The sequence below is a fragment of the SAR202 cluster bacterium genome (assembly GCA_016872285.1).
Taxonomy (GTDB): Bacteria; Chloroflexota; Dehalococcoidia; order Lucifugimonadales.
In genome coordinates this window covers 1-10,013 of sequence record VGZZ01000068.1, presented here as the reverse complement: position 1 = coordinate 10,013, position 10,013 = coordinate 1, and the positions used below count along the sequence as shown (strand labels likewise).

Sequence of the window (10,013 nt, the reverse complement as noted above, 5' to 3'; positions counted from 1 at the left end):
ATGGAGAGGAAATCGCTTTTAGAAGTGCCGGGGAGGTCAGGCATGGGGTGTATAACCTCCCATTCCTGCCCTTACTAATGAGGGGAGGGTATTTAGACTGGAGCCAAGCGAACCCTCGCCCTTCGACAAGCTCAGGGTGAGCGGTAATAAAGGTAGCGAGAATATAGTGTAAACAGATGGGAACCATAAAATCGTAACGTCTGGCATAATTATTGCTCTCTGGATAAACGCTCTTTCCATAGTTGGCGGAAGGGTTTGGGGGCCAGGGGCTGGAGGTCTCGGGAGCGGGTCCAGGTGGAGAAGGGAGGCAGGGGGACGCGTCGGATGCGACCCCGGCGGGCCAGGGGAGCCTGGGCTAGTCGGCCAAGGGTTCGTATGGAGCCGAGGCGAGCAGGGCTGGACATGAGCCACAGGTAGGCCTTCGACATGAACTTCTCGCTGAAAGGGGCCTTGGAGGGGATATCTGGAGTACCCTCGGCGGTGTGGCTTCGGAGTCGGAGGAGCATGTGGGGGATGTTGATTTTGATGGGGCAGACGTCGCGGCAGGCGCCGCAGAGGCTGGAGGCCTGGGGGAGGTCTTTGGCCTTGTCCAGACCCACGAGGACAGGTGTGACGACGGCGCCGATGGGGCCAGGGTAGACCCAGCCGTAGGCGTGGCCGCCGACCTTTCTATACACAGGGCATATGTTGAGGCATGCGCCGCACCGGATGCAGTAGAGAGACTCTCGTAGGTGGGGGTCGCGGAGGAGGCGGGAGCGGCCGTTGTCCACGATGACCAGGTGCCACTCTTCTGGTCCGTCCTCGTCGTCAGCGCGGCGGGGGCCGGAGACGTGGGTGGTGTAGCTGCTGATGCGCTGGCCGGTGGCGGAGCGAGGGAGGAGCCGAATAAAAATGCGCAGGTCTTCCAGGGAGGGGATAACCTTCTCCATGCCGACGATGGAGACAACCACGCGGGGGACGGAGGTGCAGAAGCGGCCGTTCCCTTCGTTGGTAACCAGGACCAGGGTGCCGGTCTCGGCGACGAGGAAGTTGCCGCCTGTGATGCCCATATCGGCGTTGACCAGCTTGTCGCGGAGAACTTCGCGGGCGGCGTGGGCCATAGCCTCGATTTCGACAAGGTTGGGGCGGTTGATCTTTTCGGCGAAGAGCTGCGACACCTCCTCCTTGGACTTGTGGAGGGCGGGGGCGATGATGTGGGAAGGCGGCTCGTTGGCTAGCTGTATGATGTATTCGCCCAGGTCGGTCTCGACAGGCTCGACGCCGACGGTCTCCAGGTAGTCGTTGAGGCGCATCTCCTCGGAGACCATGGACTTGCTCTTGATGGCGAGCTTGAGACCTTTAGTGCGGGCGATGGCGCCGACGATTTCCTTGGCCTCAGCGGCGTCTCGGGCGAAGTGGACCTGGCCGCCGTTTTTGGTGACTCGCTCGGTCAGCAGTTCGAGGTAGTAGTCCAGGTTGTCGAGGGTGTGGCGCTTGATTTCGCGAGCCTGCTCACGCAGCTCCTCCCATCGCTGGGGGGTAATCTCGGCGATGGCGTCCTCGCGGGCGCCGTCGAAGTGGCCCATGGAGCGGCCAAGGTAGGCCTGGAGGCGGGGGTTGGACAGGGCCTTGGCGGAGGCGGCCTTGAACCGGTCGGTGGTGATGTGGGTGTCAGTGGTGGGCATTTAGGCTTCACGCTCCGATTTGGCACGCACGGGGCAAGGGATAAACGCAGCATGGCAGGTGGATCTAATGCCCGAATTGTGCTCCCAGGGTTTACCCCTCACCTTAGTCCTCTCCCCTTGTGGGAGAGGACATTTTACAAATGAAGTCATATTACAAGGTACCAATCGTGGTAGCGGCATAACAGATTCTTCGACTACGTCCGAGTACGGACTTCGCTCAGAATGACAAAAACACCTTACTTCAGGCATCTCGCCATACGTTGGCGGGCGGCTTCTTGAGTGATCAGATTACCCTGGCCCGCCTGGCGCAGCCCTTTCTCGATTTTGTAGAGCAGATATAGCCGTTCCAGGGCGTCTTCGATGCTGGCGTTCTCGGGTAGTTCCTCAATGGCCTTCAGGACCTGCTGTTTGGTTTCCACGGCCAAATCTCCGCGAAATACTTTTTTGCATGGTAACACAAATCCAGGGAGCCAGCCTCGTTTCGCAACGTTTGCTCACATCAAGCTTGCGATACAGATGAAGGCCCAGAATTTAAAAGCTCCGCTAGGTGTCTGGTCTTAACATTGAGGCCACGGCGGGTGAGGGCCCCACCGATGTGCATGAGGCATGAGGAGTCGCAGGCGACGAGAGTGGTCGCGGCAGTCTTGGCGATGTTTTGTATCTTGTCGTTGAGCATGCCTTCCGAGATGCCAGCGTGCTTGACGGAGAAGGTGCCGCCGAAGCCGCAGCAGACCTTGGCGTCGGGCAGGGGGGTGTAGTCGAGGCCTTGGACGGCGCGAAGAAGGGTCTCAGGCTCGGTGGCGGCGCCCAGCTCACGGAGGAGGTGGCAGGAGGGGTGGTAGGTGACCTTGCCGTCGAAGGCGGCATCGACGTTGGTGACTTTTAGGACGTTGACGAGGAATTGCGAGAACTCATGGGTCTTGGCGGCGAGGGCTTTGGCCTGGGTTTCCAGCTTGGCGTCGCCTTGGAAGAGGTCGGGGTAGAAGATTTTGAACATGGCGGCGCAGGAGCCGGAGGGGACGACGACGTACTGGCTGTGCTCGAACTGCTTAAGGACTCGCTTGGCGAGTTTGGCGGCGTCGCGGCGGAAGCCGGAGTTAAAGAGGGGTTGGCCGCAGCAGGTCTGGCTGGCGGGGAAGTCCACGGCCACGCCCTGGCGTCGAAGGACATTGACTACGGCCTCGCCGACCTGGGGGAAGAGCTGGTCGACTAGGCAGGTGACGAAGAGGGAGGCCTTGGTTGTAGGCTGGTCAGACATTAGGGTTCAGGGTAGCAGAGGGGCATAGAAGGGGCAAGGGTAGCTAGTCAAAGCGGAAGTCTTCATCAGAAAAGACATCGAAAACAACCGATATTATCGTGGCTCCGATGTTGTAGAGCGCGTGGAGGATAATGGCGGCTATGAACCACTTCCGAGAGCCTTGAAGCAAGGGTTTTTTGCCATGGATGGAGTCTATAGCGCCCTGGTTGATGCCCATGCCAAAGATGAAGCTGGCGGTAACGTGCATGGCGGGGGTGACGGTGAGTCGGAAGAGGACATACTCGGGGCTGGGATCCACTATGTAGACCTTAATGTAAACCAGGCTTTCGATGTAACCGAAAGCGAGGCCGCCACAGGCGGCAAGGGCGGCGGTGAAGAGCCGGTTTTTGAGGAGATGAGGCCACCAGACCAGGAGGGCGTAAACGCCGCTGGGCTTAACGAACTCCTCGATGATGGGTGCGCCGACGAAGGCTACGAGGATGCCCGCTTGCGCCTCCTGGACTATGGCGGCGACGATACCAAAGACCCCACCTAGCAAGGCGAGGGCTATGGCAAAGGCCAGAGCGGGGGGACCGCCTCGCGGGGGCCTTAGTGGTGAGGGTGGAGGGGCCTCAGGAGGAGGAACATCAGAGGGCGCGGTATGGTAGTAAGGCTCAAGGCCGGCCATGGAAGGGAGGATACTCGTCGCGCTGGAGACTCAGGTACGCGGTGACGCGCTCTTGCCATCGCAAGTAGCCGATGACGAAGTTGAAGACACTTCGCGGATACTTGCCGGTGAAGAGGATGTGGAACCAGGCGAAGATGGTCACGAAAACGACGCCGATTAAGTAGAAGAAAAGGATGACGCCGTGGGGTATGCCCACATAGAGCCAGCCAAAGAGAAGTTTCAACACAACGAAGAGACGAGAGAGGACAGGGGGGTTGTCCACTTCTAGCCGCGTGGGATAGTCCTGGGCCGATAGGGAGAAGGGCGGATATTTGTCGTTAAGGAGAAGGGAAGCGTGGGTTTGCACTCGCAGATTCCAGGATTGAACACCGACAACAAAGTCAAAGAGGCCTTTGGGATACTTCTTGGTGAAAAGGATGACGAAGAAGGATACGAAGATGGCAAGCCTGGCTAGGATACCCAGGATGTAGAGGACAATGCCGTGGGGAATCCAGATGTAAATCCAGCCGAGGAAAGTCTTGAGGAGAAGGGTGCCGCGGGAGAGCTTCTCGGGGTAGGCGACGTCTAGGCGGATGCCTGGGTAGCTGGGAGACGGTGGAGAGGAAGCGGCTGGCGGCTCTAAAGTAACCATGATGTGCACCTCCAAGCCAGGATGGGCACTATCGATGGCGGCGATTATGGAGAGCTATATGCCAATAGTCAAGGATTTTGGAACTGGCGCGAGGTTAGTTTTGCCTCCCCTCCAACGGCAGCCCTGACTCCTTCCACGCGTTGTTGCCGCCGACCAGCAGCGTCACATCGTTAAAGCCTTCGCGTTCAAGGATGCTGGCGGCGGTGGAGGCGCGGAAGCAGGCGGCGCAGACGGTGGCGTAGGCCATGTGGCGGGGGAGGCCGCCGGTGTGTTCCGGCAAGTCGCCCAGCTCGATTTTCAGCGCGCCGGGGAGATGACCGCCTTGCCACTCGTGGGCAAACCGCACGTCTAAAGGCTGAGGGCCGTGGCCGGTCTCCAGCTTTCGGTATAGCTCCTTAGCGCTGGCAGTCTTGAGGGTAGACACGGGTAGACGGGCCTTGCGCCAGGCGTCCATGCCGCCCTCCAGGTAGCCGTCCAGGGAGTCGTAGCCGATGCGGATAAGCTGGCGGACTAAGCTTTCGCTTTTGGAAGGGTCGTCGAGGACGAAGACCAGGGGCTTGCCGGGCTCGACGAGCCATCCTACCCAGGTGCCAAGGGTGTCGCCGGCGGTTATGGAGTAGGCGCGGGGGATGTGACCGGCGGTGAAGGCATCGGGCTTGCGGGTGTCGATGGCGATGCCGTCACCCTGGACTCGTGTCCAGACCTCTTTGGAGGAGAGGGGGAAAAGCTGGGGGAGCCAGCCAAGGATTTTAGGGCCTTGGCGGTTGATGGCGGACATGCGCTTGTAGTAGGCGGGGTAGGAGGGGAGGTCGCCAAGGGCTAGCTGTAGGAAGTCTTCCTCCGTCTCGGCCATAAAGAAGGGGTTGGTGCGTCGCTCCTGGCCGATGGTGGTCGTGGTGGCGTGGCTTCCTCCGGTGGAGGCGGAGGCCATACAGAAGGAGCCGCCGCCGTGGGTGGGATAGACGTCGATGGCGTCATCCAGGGGCTTGAACTCGCGGGTGATGGTGCGGTGGAACCACCGGCCCAGGAAGGGGGCGAGCTGCTTGCCCAGGAGCTCGCTGCGGGCGACGCCGCCGACCATGAGAGCGCCGCCGCTGAAAAGGGCGTGGGATCCACCGCCTTTGGAGGTGTCAGTGGCCTCGAAGGAGATGTGTTCGGGCGTGTGGCCGGGGGTGGCGATGACCTGAAGGCGGACCTCGCCAATGTTTATGGTGTCGCCGGGCTTGAGGGCGCGGTGGTCGAAGGCGAGGCCGCCGACGGCGCTGGCGGCGATGGGGCAACCGGTGCGGGCGGCCAGCTCGCGGCTGCCGGAGATGAAGTCGTTATGGAGATGCGTTTCTAGGGCGTAGGCGATCTTCATACCCAGGGCTTCGGCCTCGCGGATGTAGAGGTCCACGTCGCGGGCGGGATCGATGACGGCGCAGATCTTGGCGTCCTGGGAGCCGACGATGTAAGAGGAGTTGCCGAGGCTTTCGATGCGAATTTGCTTGACCAGCATGGGCGCCTCCTGGGAAACGGGCGTTTACTGGGATGATACCACCAGAGGATGGTTTTAGGGTGGAGGCGCACAAAAATGGATGGGGGGCGAGGGTACAGGCAGATAGTTAGACCTCGCGTCCCCATCCATTTGGAAGCCACACAGCCAACCCCGAGGGCCGGCGTGAGCTGGAGTTGTTACAAGGGGTCAGGCGTTGGGCCCTTGCGCCCAGGCCTCCTGGGCTTTGTTTTTAAACTCATCGACCGCGGACGCGTTAACTGCATAGCCTTCGTCAGCGAACTCTCTTACCACGATGCTGGGTATCATCTCCCGGGTCTGGACCGCCAGCGGCGCAAGCTCTTTGAAGTGCCGGTCGGCCACGTCAGCAGTGGACTTTTCGTCGAAGGCCAGGGCGGTAGTGTGGAGCATAATGGAGCCAAGGGCGGCGGCGTCCAGGGCTGCGTAGGTGTTGCGCAAGACTTTGGAAGCCTTCTCGGAACCCTCAACCTTACTGGCCATCCCAGTAACCATTCCGCCGACCCTGCCCATGGCCTGCTTGAGCATTGACGAGCTTTCGCCGCCGAGGGAGGACAGGTTTTGTTCCAGTTCCGTCGAGACTTTAGCCAGCTTATCGTGGGTAGTCCTGATAAGCTGCTGGACCTCCGGATAACGCCGCGCCTCTTCAGTACCGGCTTCATCCTTGACCATGTTCAGGATCTGCTTATCCAGAGATAACAGGTCTGTGGAGTACTGCCTTAGAACTTCATTTTTGTTTTGCATAAGCCATCTCCTAATGTTTGTGTTGTATCTGGAGCGGCAGCGTGGCCAGCCGAAGTCTTAGACCTAGCACGGAATGGAATAGAAAGGACACGAGCAGCTAGAACAACTGGAAGAATTCGCCCTTTACCTACCCACTGCCCAACAGAACTCTGACTCAGGTTCTCGCCCCGGCACTTACCTCCCACTCCAATAAGCCCCTCATAACCAGCTATTGACGATATGTAATTTTATTAGCCTGCCGCAAAGATATGCAGAGCCAAAAGGGTAGAATGGACAGGACCGAGACTACTCCGAAAGTTAGGTGGGGGACGGCCTGCAAGACAGTTATACCGACGAGTGGGGCTTGTCAGCATACGAACGCGGCTGCCGGGCGTTGCTTCTATAGAATAAGCCGCCGGCTAAATGACGCTGTGATCTACCACTAAACGCGTTATGACAGCAGTATGAGCAGCGCCCATTACGCTCAGCGAACAGGGGGCCGTTTATCGGGTTTGTTGTCCAGGGGCAGGTCCAAGTCAACTATCACATGGTTACGGACACAGCCTTTAGTGCATTCGTCCTTATCTATGGCAGCCTTCTGCCTCTCGGCGGCCGCCCTTGTCGGCCACAGGGTTACTATGGGTTTGCCGCAGCGTGCGACAAGCGCAAACTGACCATCTCCATTTATCCATGGGGTCTCTTTAGCCCACCGCAGGTTTGCCTCTCGTACCCATGACTTAGCGGTCATCCACGCCTCCATACACACCTGAATTGTTACGCAAAAGATTACTGACAGGCCTGGCAATCTTCAACCGCTGGACACAGGTAGATAGACCAAATCATGCGGCTCTTAGTGATACCGTTATACAACTCACTGAGGCTAATATGCTGTCGGCCCAGGCTTACGGTCACAAAAACGCGCATAGGTGGCGGGAGCGGAAGGGAGTCGAACCCTCCCATCCCGTTTTAGCGGGATACAGCGGATTTGAAGTCCGCGAGAGCCACCGGGCCCCATCCACTCCCGCAGGTCGAGACGCCGCTAATTAAGCGGCGGCCAAGACGGCGTCAATCTTTTTCTTCAGATGACTCTTGGGGACGGCGCCCACAATTTGCTCAACAGGTTTGCCGCCTTTGAAGATGAGAAGGGCAGGGATGCTGCGGATGCCGTACTTGACGGCAGTAAGAGGGCTGGAGTCCACGTCCACTTTGGCGAACTCCATCTTTCCTTCCAGCTCCGTCGCCAGGTCATCGACTATAGGAGCGATCATTTTGCAGGGGACACACCACTCGGCCCAGAAGTCGACCAAGACGGGCTTGGTGTTCTTCAAGACTTTTTCGTCAAATTCTTTGTCGCCGACAGAGAAGGGCTTGGCCATTCGGGTCCTCCGAGATAATTCGCTTTTTAGATGCCATATATGAAATTTAACACAGGAAAGGCAGGAAGGTAAGTCTATAACTGGGAAGGCGGCGGGGTCAATCTAGATTTATGGCTAGGTTGGTGAACTCGGTTTAGTTTTCGAGTAAAGCTGGGTAGGGTATAGTGGATAACGCGTCATGATTAAGACGGGACTAACAGGACAAAAGATACGGCTGAAGCTGGAGGCGTGGGGCCGATTGGGGGAGGCCCTGGCGTCGCTGGACGACAGGCCGGTGTTTGTCATGGGCGGCGCGCCGGGGGAGGTGGTGGAGGCGGAGGTGGTAAAGGAGCGCCGCCACTACATCGCTGCCGTGGTCACGGACGTGCTGACGGCCTCGCCGCACCGGGTGGCGCCGCCTTGCCCATATTTCGGCCCTTGCACCGGCTGCCAGTGGCAGCACCTGGACTACGGCTTCCAGCTGCAAATCAAGCGCGGTATGGTGGCCGACGCGCTGTGTCGTGTCGGCGGGTTCGAGGAGCCGCCGGTGTCGGAGACGCTGCCTTCGCCGAAGCAGTACGGGTATCGGAACCACGCGCGGTTCACCATTGGACACCGCAATGATAACGGGAAGCTGGGGTATGTGAACAGGGAAACGCGAAGGTTTGTGCCTATTGACCATTGTATGATCATGCACCCAGGCATCAACAGTATCTTGGGCCAGCTTCAGGGCCACGCCGGCGAGACGAGTCAACTTTCGGTGCGATATGGCATTAATACCCAGGACTTTCTTATCCAGCCGACTTTGAAGACGCCCGAGGTCTCGCTGCCGACGGGCCAGACACATTATCGAGAGCAGGTGCGGGGGCGGGAGTTTCGAGTGGCGTCGCCGTCATTTTTCCAGGTCAACGTGGACCAGTTGAGCCGGATGGTGGATTTGGTGCGGGAGAGGCTGGGGCTGACGGGGTCGGAATTTATTGTCGACGCTTATGCGGGCGTCGGGACTTTCGCGGTCCTGCTGGCCCCGCACGCTGGTCGCATTGTGGCGATTGAGGACTCGCCAGCGGCGGTGGAGGACGCGAAGGCCAACGGGCAGGGACTGAGCAATGTGGAGTTCCGACTGGGGAAGACCGAAAACGCGCTGCGGTATCTTGGGGAGCGGCCGGACGCAGTGATCCTGGACCCGCCGAGGAAGGGGTGTCATCCCTCAGCCATTGAGGCGCTGGAGGAGCTGGCGCCGCCTCGCGTTGTGTATGTCTCCTGCGACCCAGCGACCTTAGGGCGGGATTTGAAGATGCTGTGCGCTCGCGTGTTCCGTCTAGAAGACGTGCAACCGATGGACATGTTCCCGCAGACCCACCATGTGGAATGCCTGGCGACGCTTTCTCTGCGACGGCCCGTGGAGTCGCTGGTGCTGGCGTCGGCGTCACCGAGGCGTCGGGAGTTGGCGGTCCGACTCGGCGGACTGGGGGTGGCGATGGAGGTGGAGGCGTCGGGGGTGGTCGAGGACGAGGGAGGGGAGCCCAGGGAGATGGTGCGCCGGCTGGCGCTGGCCAAGGCGCGGGCGGTGGCGTCGAGGAGGCCTGGGAAGCTGGTGGTAGGAGCGGATACAACCGTGGTGCTGGATGGGCGGACGCTGGGGAAGCCGGGGGACGAGCGGGAGGCCGTGGAGATGCTGAAGGCGCTTCGAGGGCGGCAGCACACCGTGGTGACGGGTGTGGCAGTGGTGGACGAATCGGGGAAGGCGCTGGCGGATGTGTGCGAGACCACCGTGACGCTGGGCGGCTACGGTGATGAGGAGGCGATGTCTTATATCACTTCGGGCCAGGCTATGGACAAGGCGGGGAGCTATGGTGTGCAGGACGCGCCTTTTGCTGAGGGCGCACTGGTAGAGGGGTGCTACAACAATGTCCTGGGGCTGCCCTTGTGCAGCCTGGGCAAGCTGCTGCACAAAGCAGGGTATAGAATTGACGGGCTGACAGCACTGCGGTGCTGCGAGGCCAAACAGGGATAAGGGGAAAGAAGTGAATTTTTTTGGTATCGGCGGCCTGGAGCTAATCATAGTTTTCCTCATCGCTTTCCTGGTGCTGGGGCCGACCAGGCTGGCGGGCTTTGCCAAGAATCTAGGCAAGACGATGAATGAGCTGAAGAACGCCACCAACCAGCTCGCCAACTCGTTGGAGGATGAGGAGGAACCTAAGG

The 10,013-nt window shown here is 59.7% G+C and carries 9 protein-coding genes and 1 tRNA gene; 1 reads left to right on the top strand and 9 read right to left on the bottom strand.

Annotated elements, in window-relative coordinates; all coding sequences use genetic code 11:
• Positions 1-209: 209 nt before the first annotated feature.
• The 9 genes from FJ320_12400 to trxA form a co-directional block, all read right to left on the bottom strand.
• Positions 210-1,664 (bottom strand): iron-sulfur cluster-binding protein, encoded by a 1,455-nt coding sequence (locus FJ320_12400; protein MBM3926750.1) that lies wholly within the window; start codon positions 1,662-1,664, stop codon positions 210-212.
• Positions 1,665-1,900: 236 nt separating this feature from the next.
• On the bottom strand, positions 1,901-2,083 hold the full coding sequence (locus tag FJ320_12395) for a hypothetical protein (GenBank protein MBM3926749.1): 183 nt from the start codon (positions 2,081-2,083) through the stop codon (positions 1,901-1,903).
• A gap of 80 nt (positions 2,084-2,163) precedes the next feature.
• Positions 2,164-2,922, bottom strand: coding sequence for a (Fe-S)-binding protein (locus FJ320_12390; GenBank protein ID MBM3926748.1), 759 nt, complete (start codon positions 2,920-2,922; stop codon positions 2,164-2,166).
• A 43-nt stretch (positions 2,923-2,965) separates the two neighbouring features.
• A complete protein-coding gene (locus tag FJ320_12385; GenBank protein ID MBM3926747.1) occupies positions 2,966-3,589 on the bottom strand; it encodes a PrsW family intramembrane metalloprotease in 624 nt (207 codons plus the stop codon).
• A complete protein-coding gene (locus FJ320_12380; GenBank protein MBM3926746.1) occupies positions 3,576-4,220 on the bottom strand; it encodes a DUF4389 domain-containing protein in 645 nt (214 codons plus the stop codon). Before FJ320_12380 ends, FJ320_12385 begins: the two co-directional genes overlap by 14 nt.
• 94 nt (positions 4,221-4,314) lie before the next feature.
• On the bottom strand, positions 4,315-5,718 hold the full coding sequence (locus FJ320_12375; GenBank protein MBM3926745.1) for an MBL fold metallo-hydrolase: 1,404 nt from the start codon (positions 5,716-5,718) through the stop codon (positions 4,315-4,317).
• A 186-nt stretch (positions 5,719-5,904) separates the two neighbouring features.
• Positions 5,905-6,477 carry a hypothetical protein gene (locus tag FJ320_12370; protein ID MBM3926744.1) on the bottom strand — a complete coding sequence of 191 codons (573 nt, stop codon included), beginning with the start codon at positions 6,475-6,477 and terminating at the stop codon, positions 5,905-5,907.
• 906 nt (positions 6,478-7,383) lie between these two features.
• Positions 7,384-7,479: transfer RNA gene (locus FJ320_12365), tRNA-Sec, on the bottom strand.
• Positions 7,480-7,499: 20 nt separating this feature from the next.
• A complete protein-coding gene (gene trxA, locus FJ320_12360) occupies positions 7,500-7,832 on the bottom strand; it encodes a thioredoxin (protein ID MBM3926743.1) in 333 nt (110 codons plus the stop codon).
• A 178-nt stretch (positions 7,833-8,010) separates the two neighbouring features.
• On the opposite strand from trxA, the gene maf reads away from it, so the two are divergent.
• Positions 8,011-9,825, top strand: a complete 1,815-nt coding sequence (gene maf / locus FJ320_12355; protein MBM3926742.1) for a septum formation protein Maf — start codon at positions 8,011-8,013, stop codon at positions 9,823-9,825.
• The last annotated feature ends 188 nt before the right edge of the window (positions 9,826-10,013 follow it).